The sequence below is a fragment of the Pseudomonas lurida genome, from assembly GCF_013522705.1.
In the GTDB taxonomy this organism is placed as follows: Bacteria; Pseudomonadota; Gammaproteobacteria; order Pseudomonadales; family Pseudomonadaceae; genus Aquipseudomonas; species Aquipseudomonas quebecensis.
The window spans coordinates 39,499-51,905 of record NZ_JAAMRE010000008.1 but is presented as its reverse complement, the minus strand read 5'-3'; the positions used below and the strand labels follow the sequence as shown (position 1 = coordinate 51,905).

Genomic DNA, 12,407 nt, shown 5'->3' with positions numbered 1-12,407 from the left:
CCTCTGGAAACGGGCCTGCACATGCAGGCCCGTTTTTCGTTACTGGGTTCGTCGGAAAAAATACCTGCTCAATAGCCCAAGTCCAGCCGCGCCCAGCCCGGCAAATACCATCGCCCAGCCTGCTCCGTGGCGCAGCGCCGCCTGCGCATCCGCCGAGCTCAGCCCCACCGCGGTAAGCTTGCCCGACGCCAGGTGCTGGCTGATGGCCCGCCATTCCTGCGCCGAACGGGTGGGTAATACGCCGGCCAGGTAATGACCAATGCCGAACAACACCACCAGGCCCATCAGCGCAATGGCGAGCGCCAACGTAATCAGGCGCGCGCTCAGATCGATGCCCGAGGCCATTCCCGCGCGATCAGCCGACACCGAACCGGTGGTGGTATTGGTGGTCGGCGAGTTGATCAGCGCCAGGCCCACCCCGGCGATCACACAGCTGGCCAGCACCCACCCGACAGCAGCGTGCTCGACTCGGTTGACGGCCGCCATCGCCAGAAAACCCGCCCCCATCAAACCCAGGCCCAATGGAATGATGCGCTCGGCGCCATGGCGCAATGCCAGCCTCTCGGCCAAGGGCGGCACCAGTAAGGTCGGCAGGGTGTAGGCAAGCAGGGCCAGGCCGGTGGTCAAGGTGTCGTAGCCCAGGCCGGACTGGAAATACAGCGGCAGGTAGATCATGAACGGCCAGAAACTGACGTTCATGCCGATCGACCCCATCAACGCGCCGTTGAAGCGGCGGATGCGGAATACCGAAAAATCGAACATCGGGTGCGCACTGCGCCGTTCGATCAGCACAAACAACAGCAAGGCGAGCACCGACACGCCTGCCCAGCCCAGCATCATCGGCGTAGCGAAACCGTTTTCGCTGCCCTGGGTGATGAAATACACCAGGGCAAACACCGCCAACGTCAGGGTCAGCATGCCGCCGATATCCAGGCGATGGGCGGCCGGATCGCGGGATTCCTGCACGCTGACGCGCAGCAGTACCAGGGTGAACAGCGTCAGCGGCACATGCACCAGGAACACCCAACGCCAATCCGCGACCGCGAGGATCAGCGCGCCGACCATCGGCCCGAAGCCCAGGCCGATACCGGCGATCACGCCCCAGATGGCGAACGCCCGTGCCCGCGCCGCCGGTTCGCGGAACAGGTGCGAGAGAATCGCGAATTGACAGATCATCATTGCGCCGGCGCCGATGCCCTGGACGAAGCGCGCCGCGATCAGCGTGGCGGCACTGTCGGCCAGCCCGCAGGCCAGCGAGGCCAGCCCGAATACCCACAGGCACAGCACCAGCACGCGCCGGCGGCCAAAGCGATCAGCCAGGGTGCCCGCCGCCATCAGCACACTGGTGCAGGCCAGGGTGTAGGCATTCATGATCCATTGGGCGTCTTGGAAACCCGTGCCGAGTGCATGTTCAAGTGTGGGCAGAAGCACGGGCACGCTGGAGATTTCCAGGCCGAACATCAGCGCCACCAGGCACACCGCGGTGAGGGCGACGGCCTGTCGGGGAGCGCGCTCGGGGCTGGCGGTCAAGGTAGCGGCGGCGGGCATGGGATTCTCCTGTAAACGGATGGATTAGCCATTTTCAGGGGAATTTAATTCTTTATCCGTGATAAGTTTTCCGTCAGTTAGGGAATTCAAGGCGACAATCACATTATGGTCACCCCCCGTTTCGATGGCGTTGAATTGTTTTTGCAGATCGTGGAAAGCGGCAACCTGACCGAGGCCGCCGAACGCCTGAACCTCACCCGGTCCGCCGTCGGCAAGGGCCTGGCACGGCTGGAGGCGCGGCTTGGCACCTGTCTGTTGCAGCGCTCCACCCGTCGCCAGCGTCTGACTGAGGATGGCCAGGCGTACTACGAGCATTGTCTGCGCGCGCAAGCCGAACTGGAGGCCGCCGAATCGGTGCTGCACAGCGGTCGGCAGCAACCGCGCGGGCGCCTGCGGGCGAGCGTACCGTTGGCGTTCGGTCATCACTATGCTGCGCCGGCGCTGTGGGGCTTGATGGACCGTTATCCGGGGCTGGAGGTGGAGATTTGCTTCGCCGATCGACTGACGGACCTGGCGCAGGAAGGGTTCGATATTGCCGTACGCATCGGTGCGCTGCCCGACACCGATCGACTCAGCGCCAGGCGCCTGGGCGAACAGGTGGTGGGGCTGGCCGCGTCCCCGGCTTACCTCAAACGCCTGGGGCCGATCCTGCGGGTCGAAGACCTCGCCGAGCACCGTGGCATTGCGTACCGCAGCCAACCCTCGCAGCGTGCCGGTATCGCCTCGCCGTTGATCATGGACGACCTCCAGGCCGTGGCCGATGCCGCGATTGCAGGTGTCGGCCTGGCCTGGTTGCCGAGTTGGCTGATTGCGCATTACGTGCTGCGTGGGCAATTGGAGGCGGTGCTGCCGGATTGCCGTGAGCAGCCTGCGCCGATCCATGTGATCTGGCCGACGGCCACGCACATGCCGGCCAAGACGCGCTGTGCCATCGATGCGCTGGTGGCCGGCACGCCGTCGTGCCTGGCGGGCAGTTGATCAGAACGCGATGGACGTCTGCACATACACCGTGCGCGGTTCGCCGACGTATTTGCCCTTGTTGTTGTCATCGAACGAACGGGTGAAGTACTGCTTGTTGAAGATATTTTTCACCCCGACGGCCACGTTCAGGTCCGACAGCTGCGGGCCGAAGTCGTACGCCGCACGACTGCTGAACAGCATGTAGCCGGGGATGCGTCCGTTGGCGCCGTCGGCGGATTCGGCGCGGGTGTTGGCATTGTCGGCAAACTGGCTGCTCTGGTAGCTGCTGTCCAGGTTGAGTTTCCAGCGACCTTCGGTGTAACCCACGCCCAGCGTGCCTTTGTGCTTGGAGGAAAAGGGCACGCGGTTGCCTTTGTTCGGGCCGTCTTCGCGAATGGTGGCGTCGACGTAGGCGTAGGACGCATAGACATCGAAGCCGGCCAGCGCCGGGTTCAAACCGTCCAGCGCGTAGTTGACGCTGGTCTCGATGCCCTGGTGCCGGGTTTCGCCTCGGGCGATCACCGAGTCGTTGGTCTGGTTGCTTTCGTACTGGTTGTCGAAGTTGATCAGGAACGCGCCGATTTCCGCGCGCAGGGTACCGTCGTCATAACGGGTGCCCAGTTCCCAGGTGCGGGCTTTTTCCGGTTTGACTTCGCCGCTGGTCACGCGGTTGGGCATCTGGCTGTACTGCACGCTGCCGAACGAGCCTTCGGTGTTGGCGTAGAGGTTCCAGTCGTCGGTCACGTGATACAGAACATTGAGCGCCGGCAGCGCGGTGTTGTAATCCCCCTTGTACTTGACGTTGCTGAGGTTGTTGGTCTGCTGGGACTCGATCATCTCGTAGCGGATGCCTGGGGTTAAGGTCCATTTGCCGATATCAATCCGGTCATCGATGAAAAACGCATTGGCTTCGGTGCCGCCCCGGGTGTCACGGTCATTGCGGCTATCGGTGCTCGGGATCTGCTGGTTATTGGCGTTGATCGGCGTGCGGTAGCGCAGTTCGTGGCCGGCTTCGTTGATGTAGCGGTAGCCGACGCCGACTTCATGGTTGGTCGGGCCGAGGTCGAAGCCCTGGGCGAAGCGGGTTTCCAGACCGCGTACCCAGTATTCGCGCGGCGACAACGACAGGAACGAGCCCTGGTCCAGGTAGCCGCTGCGCAGGGTCTTGGTGAAGAAGCTGTTGACGGTGAACTCGCGACGGTCCTGCTCGTAGCGGTAGCCGACGTTGAACATCGTGCGGCGGCCCCAGAATTTGTCGTAGGGGCGGGTGGACTGATACGGGTCGGCCTTGTAATCCGCGACGTTCAAGCCGCCCGGCATATCGGCCTGGCCTTCGTAATACTGCGCCATGGCGTTGAAGCTGTTGGCGTCGTCGAGCTGGTACTTGCCCTTGAGAATCAGGTCGTCGATGCGTGTGTCGCTGTGTTCGCGCCAATCGCCGCCACGGGTGCCGGAGTACAGCAGCGCGCCACCCAGGCCATTGTCGGCAGTGCCGCCGGCCAGCAGGTTGCCGGTGGTCTTGAAGCCATCGTGGCTGGAGGATGGGCTGGTTTCAGTCTGCAGGCCGCCTTTGACGGTGGGCGCATCCGGAATCGCACGGGTCACGAAGTTGACCACGCCGCCGACGTTCTGCGGACCGTAGCGTACGGCACCGCCACCGCGTACTACGTCCACCGCGTCCATGTTGCCCATGCTGATCGGCGCGAAGGACAGCTGCGGCTGGCCATACGGCGCGAACGGCACCGGAATGCCGTCCATCAGCACGGTGGAGCGCGAAGCCAGGCGCGGGTTGAGGCCACGGATGCCGAAGTTGAGCGCCATGTCGTGGCTGCCGGTGCCGTTGTTGTCCGGCGCGTTGACGCCGGGGATGCGGTTGAGTACGTCGCGGGCCTGGGTGGCGCCCTGGCGTTCGAAGTCTTCGCGGCGGATTACGTCACGGGCGCCGGGGTGTTCGAACACATGGGTCTGCGCCGCATCGCCGAGCCAGTCGCCGACCACGCTGGAGGTGCCAAGCTCAATGGTCGCGGGCGCGCTGGCCGGTTGCACGCTGTAGGCGTTGGCGCCTTCGGCGCGTGCTTGCAGGCCGGTGCCTTCCAACAACGTTTGCAGGCCGTCGGCGGCGCTGTAGTTGCCGGACAGGCCGCGACTCTGCAGGCCGGCGGTTACCTCGGAGCCGAACGAAATCAACACACCGGCTTCGCGGCCAAACTGATTCAACGCTGCTTCAAGGGAGGCGGGGGCAATGTGATAAGGCTGGGTCTGGGCCGCCATGACCGACGGCAGCACCGTCAGGCTGAGGCTGGCGCCGAGCAGCAGTTGGCGCAGGGTGCGGGCAAGAAGGGTCGGTTGCTGGGGCATGAAGGGCGGTCCTGAGAAGGAAGGATCAAGGGGGCTTTCCTTCTCTGTCACGCGAGGTACGGAAAACGGCTCACGGTGTTGAAAAATAATTTATGCGCGGGCCTGCACCGTGACCCAGTAGCGGGTGAAGCGGCGGACTTTCACCGGCAGGCTGATTTCCAGCAGGTCGAGAATGCGTTCGCTGTCATCCAGCGGGTAGCTGCCGGAAATCAGCAGATTGGCTACCTGCGGATCGCAGTTGAGCTGGCCTCGGCGATAGCGGCCCAGTTCGCCGAGGAAGTCCTCCAGACGCATATGCGCAGCCATCAGCATGCCTTCGGCCCAGGCGCCGCTGTTGGCGTCGGTGGCGCGCGGGGTATCCCAGCCCTTACGGGTGAAATTGACCTGGCGCGCGGCTTCGACCACCAGCGGCAGGCCGCTGTAGGTGTTGGGCATCACCTCGACGCGGCCTTTGAGCACGGCCACCTGAGTGTGGTCGTTGAACTGACGCACATTGACGCGCGCGGCCTGGCTGCTGAGCAGGCCCTGGCCGGTCAGTACCTGCAGCGCGGAACTGCCGGCGTTGGCGCTGAGCAGGATCTCGCCTTCGAGCAGGCGCACCAGGCGTTGTTCACCATCGAAATGCACATCCACCGCGCTGCCGGTGTTGAGCTGCAGCTGGCTGCCGTCCGCCAACTGCACCTGGCGGCGCTGGCCGACGGGGCTGCGGTAATCGGCAGTCAGCGGCGGCAGGATGTGCTGCCGGCGCAGGCCCCAGGCCGCGGCCGAGCCGGCACCCAGGAGCAACAACAGCTTCAGCGCCTGACGCCGACTGCTGGTAGGAGCAGTAAGCGTTGCATGGGCGAGGGGCGAGGGCATGCCGCGCAGGCGCTGATTGACGCGTTGGATATGCTCCCACGCGCGCTGGTGTTCGCTGTGGGCGTTCAACCACTGCTGCCAGGCCGCCTGTTGACGTGGGGTGAGCGTGCCTTGCTGCATTTCCAGCAGCCAATGCACGGCTTGGTCGGCGACATGGCTGGAAATATTCATAGGGCGAAGTAGCAGCGCAGTGCCGCTTTATGCAGGTGGCGTTTGACGGTGGCGATGGAGATGCCCAGTTCGGCACCGATCTGCGCGTAAGTGAGGCCGTCGAGCTGGGCCAGCAGAAAGGCGCGTTTAACCTGGACGGGCAGGCCGTCGAGCAGTTGATCCAGCTCCATCAGGGTTTGCAGGATGATCGCGCGTTCCTCTTCCGAGGGTGCTAATTGCTCGGGCATCTGCGCGAGGGCGTCGAGGTAGGCGCGCTCCAGATCCTGGCGGCGATAGAAGTTGTACAGCACGCGCTTGGCGACGGTGGTAAGGAAGGCGCGCGGTTCGATCAGTGTGGGCGTTTCGCGGGCGGTGAGCACGCGGATAAAGGTGTCCTGCGCCAGGTCGGCGGCACTTTCCGGGCAGCCGAGCTTGCGTCGCAACCAGCCCGTGAGCCAGTGATGATGGTCGTTGTACAAAACTTCGACGGTGTTGGACGGCGACAACGCGAACACTCCGCAGGCATCGGCAGGCGTTAGAGAACAAGAATTGTTCGCATTGTAGGGCGGGCAACGAGGTTCGGCAATCGGCACGGCTCGGCGATTCATCCGTTCTGTTTTGCTTATGAGAATATTTATCATTAATATTGCGCGCTGACGAACCTGGCGCCGTTCCCCATGAAAAGCAAAACCTCATTGCCCCTGGCTTACCGCTTTGCTGTCACCTCGCGCGTGTTGGCGGCGGTGATTGGCGGTTACCTTATGGCCTCCCTGGCCAGTATCTGCCTGGCACTGTGGTTGCCCACCGCGCGTGCCGACGCGGTGATCACCGGGATGATGAGCTCGTTTGTGTTCTATCTGCTGGCGGTGCTCTGGTGCTTCGCCTGCCGCAGCGCCGCGCGTGCATGGCTTGGCGTGATGCTGCCCAGTGCCCTGTTTGCGACCCTGGCGGGCGTTGGTTTTTGGATGACGCGCACATGAGAGAGGGCTTTCGCCAGGCGATGGCCTGGTTGCACACCTGGGCCGGATTGATCTTCGGCTGGCTGCTGTTCGCGATTTTCCTGACGGGCACCCTGGCCTATTTCAAGGAAGAAATCAGCCACTGGATGCAGCCCGAAGTACAGACCCACCCGGTCGATGACGTGCGCAGCCTGACTGTGGCGCAGCAGTACCTGCAGGCAAACGCCCCGACCGCCGCACGCTGGTTTATCAACCTGCCGGACGCCCGCGAGCCCGGCCTGTCGGTGATGTGGCAGGACAAGGTCGACCCCGGCCAGCGCGGCAATTTCATGCGCAAAACCCTCGACCCGGTCAGCGGCCTTGCCGTGCAGGCGCGCGAAAGCATGGGCGGCGAGTTCTTCTATCGCTTCCACTTCCAGTTGCAAATGCCCTATCCGTGGGGGCGTTGGCTCTCCACCCTGGCCGCGATGGTGATGTTCGTCGCGTTGATCACCGGCATCATCACCCACAAGAAAATCTTCAAGGACTTCTTCACCTTCCGCCCGCGCAAAGGCCAGCGTTCCTGGCTCGATGGACACAATGCCGTGGGAGTGCTGGTGCTGCCGTTCCACCTGATGATTACCTACAGCAGCCTGGTGATTTTCATGAGCATGGTGATGCCGGCGCCGATTCTGGCCGCCTATGGCAATGACACCCAGGCGTTTTTCAGCGACGTATTCCCGGCCACCGATAATGCTCCCGCGCTCGGCCAGCCCGGTCGCTTGCTGCCGCTGGCATCGATGTACCAACAGGCGCGGGCGCAATGGGCGGGTGGCCATGTTGAGCGGGTGGCGGTAATTAACCCCAGCGACGTAAATGCGTCGGTCAATGTGTTCCGCGCCGGTTCCGACAGCGTGGTGCACGACTTTGGCAGCACCGTGTCGTTCAGCGGCACCACCGGCGAGCTGCTGCGGGTCAGCGGCGAGCCGTCGTTGCCGGCGGTGGTCGGCGGCAGTTTCTATGGCCTGCACATGGGCCGTTTCGCCGGGCCGGTGCTGCGATGGCTGTACTTTATCTGCGGCCTGGCGGGCACGGCGATGATCGGCACCGGGCTGGTGATCTGGCTAGGCAAGCGTCAACTCAAGCATGCCAAAGCCCACGTAATGCCGTTTGAATTGCGTCTGGTGGAGGTGTTGAACATCGCCAGCATGTCCGGCCTGCTGATCGCCATCGCCGCATTCTTCTGGGCCAATCGTCTGCTGCCGGTGAGCTTCGCCGAACGTTCCGGCTGGGAAGTTCAGACCTTCTTCATTGCCTGGGGCTTGAGCCTGCTGCACGCGAGTGTGCGCCGTGGCCGCCGGGGGTGGGTCGAGCAACTGAGCGTCGCCGCGCTGCTGTTTATGGCGATCCCGGTGATCAATGCGTTGACCACGTCCCATCACCTGGGCGTGGCACTGGCCAGCGGCGACTGGGCTATGGCCGGTTTCGACCTGACCTGCCTGGCCTGCGGTGTATTTTTCGCCTGGGCAGCCCGCAAGATGCAGCGTCGCGGCGTGCCAGCGCCCAAGGCTGAGCGCGCACGCCCGTTGACCCTCAAACGTGAGGCCCACTGAATGCTGATCGCGATGTTGATGTGCTACGCGGGTTTCACCGCATTGTGCCTGGCCACCGACCGTCATCATGGCGAACTGCTGCGCAGCAAACCGTCGCCGGCTCGGCGCCTGGGCTTGCGTGTGGCGGGCGGGCTGTTGCTGACGCTGGCCATAGGGCCGGCGGTCTGGCTGTCCGGTTGGGCCCAGGGCCTGGTGGAGTGGTGCGCGGTGTTAATGCTCAGCGCTTTGCTATTGGTGCTGTTGTTGCCGTATCGGCCAAGGCTGGCCTTGATTCTGGCGGGCGCCGGCCTGCTGGCCAGTCCCGTTGCGGCCTTCGCCATCCTCTGAGTGTGTTTGCATCATGATCGGCAACCCACCCGATTCCCAGGACTCGCCCCAGCCCGACACGCCGGGTGGGCGCGCGCATTTTCTGCAGGTGTTCCTGTCCCAGCGTGCGCAGATGGAAGCTCTGGTGAATCGCCGCGTCGGCTGCCGCGCCACGGCGGCCGACCTGGTGCAGGATTTGTTCCTGCGCTTCTGGCGCCGGCCCCTGGTGCAGGTCGAAGAGCTCAGCACCTACCTGTTGCGTTGCGCAGGTAATATCGCCATCGACTACCTGCGCAGCGAAGGCGCGCGGGTGCGCAGCAACGAAGGCTGGTTGCCGGAGCAGCGCGACAATCATGGCTGCGAACCCCAGGCCGCGTTGGAGGCAGGCAATGATCTGCGGCATGTCGAAGCCGCCCTGCGCAGCCTGCCGGAGCGCACCCGGCACATATTCCTGCTCAACCGCATCCATGGGCGTAAATACGCCGACATCGCCAAGGCCATGGGCCTGTCCCAAAGCGCTGTGGAAAAACATATGATGCGTGCCCTCGAAGCCTGCAAGGCCAGCCTTCGCGAGCCATCGACCCCACGCACGCCAGGGAAAGCACTGTGAACCTCACCCCCACGCCCGAGCAGGAAAAAGCCGCCCTGGCCTGGCTGAGTCTGCTGCACGACCAGCCCAGCAGTGGCGATCAGGCCACGTTCAGCCGCTGGTTGCGCGCCGACCCGGCCCACGTCGAAGCCTACGCCCAGGCTCAGGTGCTGTGGGAGTTGAGCGAAGTGCCCGCGCGCCAGCTCGTGCATGAAGATGCCCAGGCGCTGCAGGGCTACCTCGACGCCATGAACCGCGCGAAGCGCTCGCGGGCGCTGCGTTGGTCCGGCGCACTGGCCATGGCCGCGTGCCTGCTGCTGATGATTTCGATGGGCGCCGGGTGGCAGCCGTCACGCTGGATCGATGACTTCGGTGCCGATTATGTGAGCGCGCCGGGGGAGGTGAAGACCGTGACCCTGGCGGATAACACTCAAGTGACCCTGGATGCCGACAGTGCCATCGCGGTGGATTACAGCCACGGCGAGCGGCATATCCAGTTGCGTCGCGGCGCCGGCTTTTTCAGCGTGGCCCACACCGGTGAGCCATTTGTGGTGGAGGCCGGCAGTGGTGAAGCGCGTGTGCTGGGGACGCAATTCGAAGTGCGCCTGCAACCGGCGGGCGCGCAGGTGACGGTGTTGACCGGGCGTGTCGGGGTCACACCCTCTAAAAACGGCCAGCAGCAGGTGCTGATCGCCGGCCAGCAGGTAGCTTATGCCGATGGCATCGCCGAACCCTTGCAAGCGGTCGACAGCGAATCGCGCCTGGCCTGGCGCGACGGTTGGCTCAATTACTACAAGGCTGCGTTGGCCGATGTGGTCGAGGATCTTGGACGTTATTACCCGGGCCGCATCCTGTTGCTTAATAAGGAGATGGGCGCCAAGCGCGTCAGCGGCAGTTTCCCGAGCAAGGACCCGCAAGCAGTGCTGAATGCGCTGCAGGCGGTGCTGGGCTTCGAACAGCACAGCTTATTGGACCGGGTGATCGTGGTGCGCTGACTATTTCAGCGCCGCCATGATCTGTTCAGGCTGGTAGTCTCGAATCAGCGTGCCATTGACGTCCACAAACGGAATCCCGCCACCGCCCAGCGCCTCGTACGCCTTGCGCGCCTGAGCGTCTTTTTCGATATCGAATTGCTGGTAGGGAATGCCTTTCTGGTCCAGGAAGCGGCGGATCTGCTTGCAGTAGCCACACCACTCGGTGGTGTAGAGCACCACGCGCGCCTGGGCGCGTACCTGCTCGGACACCGCCTGGGATGGGTTGAACACCCGCTCGATCTTGCCCCAGTTCTGAATGACCACCACCACCAGCAACACCAGCAGGACTTTCTTGAAAACCCCGCCAAGCATCAGTTGCGGCGCTTGAGCTGGTCGGTCAGTTGGGTCGGCAAGCCCTTGATGATCAAGGTGCCGGCGGCCTCGTCGTACTCGATCTTGTCGCCCAGCAGGTGCGCTTCAAAGCTGATCGACAGGCCCTCGGCGCGCCCGGTGAAGCGGCGGAACTGGTTGAGGGTGCGCTTATCGGCGGGGATTTCCGGCGACAGGCCGTAGTCCTTGTTGCGGATATGGTCGTAGAACGCCTTGGGCCGGTCCTCATCGATCAGCCCGGACAATTCTTCCAGGCCCATGGGCTCGCCGAGCTTGGCCTGGCTGCTGGCGTAATCCACCAGGGTCTTGGTTTTCTCGCGGGCGGATTCGTCCGGCAGGTCTTCGCTTTCGACGAAGTCGCTGAAGGCCTTGAGCAGGGTGCGGGTTTCGCCTGGGCCGTCGACGCCTTCCTGGCAACCGATAAAGTCGCGGAAGTACTCCGAGACCTTCTTGCCGTTCTTGCCTTTGATAAACGAAATGTACTGCTTGGACTGTTTGTTGTTCTGCCACTCGGAGACGTTGATACGCGCCGCCAGGTGCAGTTGGCCCAGGTCCAGGTGACGCGAGGGCGTCACGTCCAGCTCGTCGGTCACCGCCACGCCTTCGCTGTGGTGCAGCAGGGCGATGGCCAGGTAGTCGGTCATGCCTTGCTGGTAGTGGGCAAACAGCACATGGCCGCCGGTGGAAAGGTTGGACTCTTCCATCAGCTTTTGCAGGTGCTCGACCGCGGTGCGGCTGAACGCGGTGAAATCCTGGCCGCCGTCGAAATACTCTTTCAACCAGCCGCTGAACGGGTGCGCGCCGGACTCGGCATGGAAGAAACCCCAGGCCTTGCCTTGTTTGGCGTTATAGCTCTCGTTGAGGTCGGCGAGCATGTTCTCGATGGCGGCGGACTCGGCAAGCTCGGAGTCGCGGGCATGGAGAACCGCAGGTGTGCCGTCGGGTTTTTTGTCGATCAGGTGGACGATGCAATGACGGATCGGCATAGGCTTCTCGGCTGGTTGAAGGGGAGCGGTCGGCCTCCCCGAAAAGTTGCCCAGTGTACCGCACCCATTGGTCAAGACGCGCCCGGAAGGGGTTTTTGCATGCCGTCCGACGGGGCATATGCGTTTTTTTCACGGTTTAGAGCGATAAAGCTGACCAAATGGGTAGGTAGAAGCGGATATTTCCCCGTCTCTGTGCTAGTTTTGCCCCGTCTTACGCCAAGTCTCGGCGATAAGCGTGCATTCAGCATTTGTCAGGTCGAACCAATCCCCGTTTCAAGCATCTATAACCCCGATCTCCGCGGTTATAGCCAGGGGTGCCAGGCCTAGACGGTCGGGCTCGACGGCTGACACTGCACTCTGCAATCCATATGAATTTGATAGGGAAGGAACACCACAATGGCTATTACTAAAGACCAACTGATCGCTGATCTGGCTGAAGCAGTAGACGCACCGAAAACCACCGTGCGCGCTCTGCTGGACCAACTGAGCCAGGTTGTTGCCGATCAGCTGGAAAACGGCGGCGAAATCACTCTGCCAGGCGTTGGCAAACTGAAAGTGACCGAGCGTCCTGCCCGTACTGGCCGTAACCCTTCGACTGGCGCTGCCATCGAAATCGCTGCCAAGAAAGTTATCAAGCTGGTTGTGGCCAAAGGCCTGACCGACGCTGTTAACAAGTAAGACGCAGCAAAAAAAACCGTGCTTCGGAGCGATCCGGGCACGGTTTTTTGTTGCCTGCG

13 protein-coding genes are annotated in these 12,407 nt (G+C 63.1%); 7 read left to right on the top strand and 6 right to left on the bottom strand.

Annotation, left to right across the window (positions count from 1 at the left end):
* Nucleotides 1-39: 39 nt before the first annotated feature.
* Nucleotides 40-1,548, bottom strand: a complete 1,509-nt coding sequence (locus tag G7025_RS09290; protein ID WP_181078379.1) for an MFS transporter — start codon at nucleotides 1,546-1,548, stop codon at nucleotides 40-42.
* A gap of 105 nt (nucleotides 1,549-1,653) precedes the next feature.
* On the opposite strand from G7025_RS09290, the gene G7025_RS09285 reads away from it, so the two are divergent.
* Nucleotides 1,654-2,526 carry a LysR family transcriptional regulator gene (locus tag G7025_RS09285; RefSeq protein ID WP_181078377.1) on the top strand — a complete coding sequence of 291 codons (873 nt, stop codon included), beginning with the start codon at nucleotides 1,654-1,656 and terminating at the stop codon, nucleotides 2,524-2,526.
* Here the strand turns inward: G7025_RS09285 and fecA are convergent, their stop codons facing one another.
* The 3 genes from fecA to G7025_RS09270 all read right to left on the bottom strand — a co-directional run bounded on the left by fecA (nucleotide 2,527) and on the right by G7025_RS09270 (nucleotide 6,380).
* Entirely contained in the window at nucleotides 2,527-4,866 is a 2,340-nt protein-coding gene (gene fecA / locus G7025_RS09280; RefSeq protein WP_181078375.1) for a TonB-dependent Fe(3+) dicitrate receptor FecA, read from the bottom strand.
* A 90-nt stretch (nucleotides 4,867-4,956) separates the two neighbouring features.
* Nucleotides 4,957-5,895 carry a FecR domain-containing protein gene (locus G7025_RS09275; protein ID WP_181078373.1) on the bottom strand — a complete coding sequence of 313 codons (939 nt, stop codon included), beginning with the start codon at nucleotides 5,893-5,895 and terminating at the stop codon, nucleotides 4,957-4,959.
* Nucleotides 5,892-6,380: a sigma-70 family RNA polymerase sigma factor gene (locus G7025_RS09270; protein WP_181078370.1), complete on the bottom strand. Its 489-nt coding sequence runs from the start codon at nucleotides 6,378-6,380 to the stop codon at nucleotides 5,892-5,894. Before G7025_RS09270 ends, G7025_RS09275 begins: the two co-directional genes overlap by 4 nt.
* A 171-nt stretch (nucleotides 6,381-6,551) precedes the next feature.
* Here G7025_RS09270 and G7025_RS09265 point away from each other — a divergent pair, with 171 nt between their 5' ends.
* The 5 genes from G7025_RS09265 to G7025_RS09245 are packed head-to-tail and all read left to right on the top strand — an operon-like array spanning nucleotide 6,552 to nucleotide 10,315.
* On the top strand, nucleotides 6,552-6,854 hold the full coding sequence (locus G7025_RS09265; protein WP_181078368.1) for a DUF3649 domain-containing protein: 303 nt from the start codon (nucleotides 6,552-6,554) through the stop codon (nucleotides 6,852-6,854).
* A complete protein-coding gene (locus tag G7025_RS09260; RefSeq protein WP_181078366.1) occupies nucleotides 6,851-8,425 on the top strand; it encodes a PepSY-associated TM helix domain-containing protein in 1,575 nt (524 codons plus the stop codon). Before G7025_RS09265 ends, G7025_RS09260 begins: the two co-directional genes overlap by 4 nt.
* Complete coding sequence (locus tag G7025_RS09255) at nucleotides 8,426-8,752, top strand: DUF3325 domain-containing protein (protein WP_181078364.1); 327 nt, start codon at nucleotides 8,426-8,428, stop codon at nucleotides 8,750-8,752. It begins immediately after the preceding gene.
* Between the two features lie 13 nt (nucleotides 8,753-8,765).
* Nucleotides 8,766-9,341, top strand: coding sequence for an RNA polymerase sigma factor (locus G7025_RS09250; protein WP_219855228.1), 576 nt, complete (start codon nucleotides 8,766-8,768; stop codon nucleotides 9,339-9,341).
* Complete coding sequence (locus tag G7025_RS09245; RefSeq protein WP_181078362.1) at nucleotides 9,338-10,315, top strand: FecR family protein; 978 nt, start codon at nucleotides 9,338-9,340, stop codon at nucleotides 10,313-10,315. Before G7025_RS09250 ends, G7025_RS09245 begins: the two co-directional genes overlap by 4 nt.
* On the opposite strand, the gene G7025_RS09240 is transcribed toward G7025_RS09245, so the two are convergent.
* Nucleotides 10,316-10,666: a glutaredoxin family protein gene (locus tag G7025_RS09240; RefSeq protein ID WP_181078360.1), complete on the bottom strand. Its 351-nt coding sequence runs from the start codon at nucleotides 10,664-10,666 to the stop codon at nucleotides 10,316-10,318. It lies immediately after the preceding gene.
* Complete coding sequence (gene yejK, locus G7025_RS09235) at nucleotides 10,666-11,670, bottom strand: nucleoid-associated protein YejK (RefSeq protein WP_123480628.1); 1,005 nt, start codon at nucleotides 11,668-11,670, stop codon at nucleotides 10,666-10,668. The genes G7025_RS09240 and yejK overlap by 1 nt, the downstream gene beginning before the upstream one ends.
* A gap of 396 nt (nucleotides 11,671-12,066) precedes the next feature.
* Between yejK and G7025_RS09230 the strand changes: the two genes are divergently transcribed.
* Nucleotides 12,067-12,348 (top strand): HU family DNA-binding protein, encoded by a 282-nt coding sequence (locus G7025_RS09230; RefSeq protein WP_003188840.1) that lies wholly within the window; start codon nucleotides 12,067-12,069, stop codon nucleotides 12,346-12,348.
* Nucleotides 12,349-12,407: the final 59 nt, after the last annotated feature.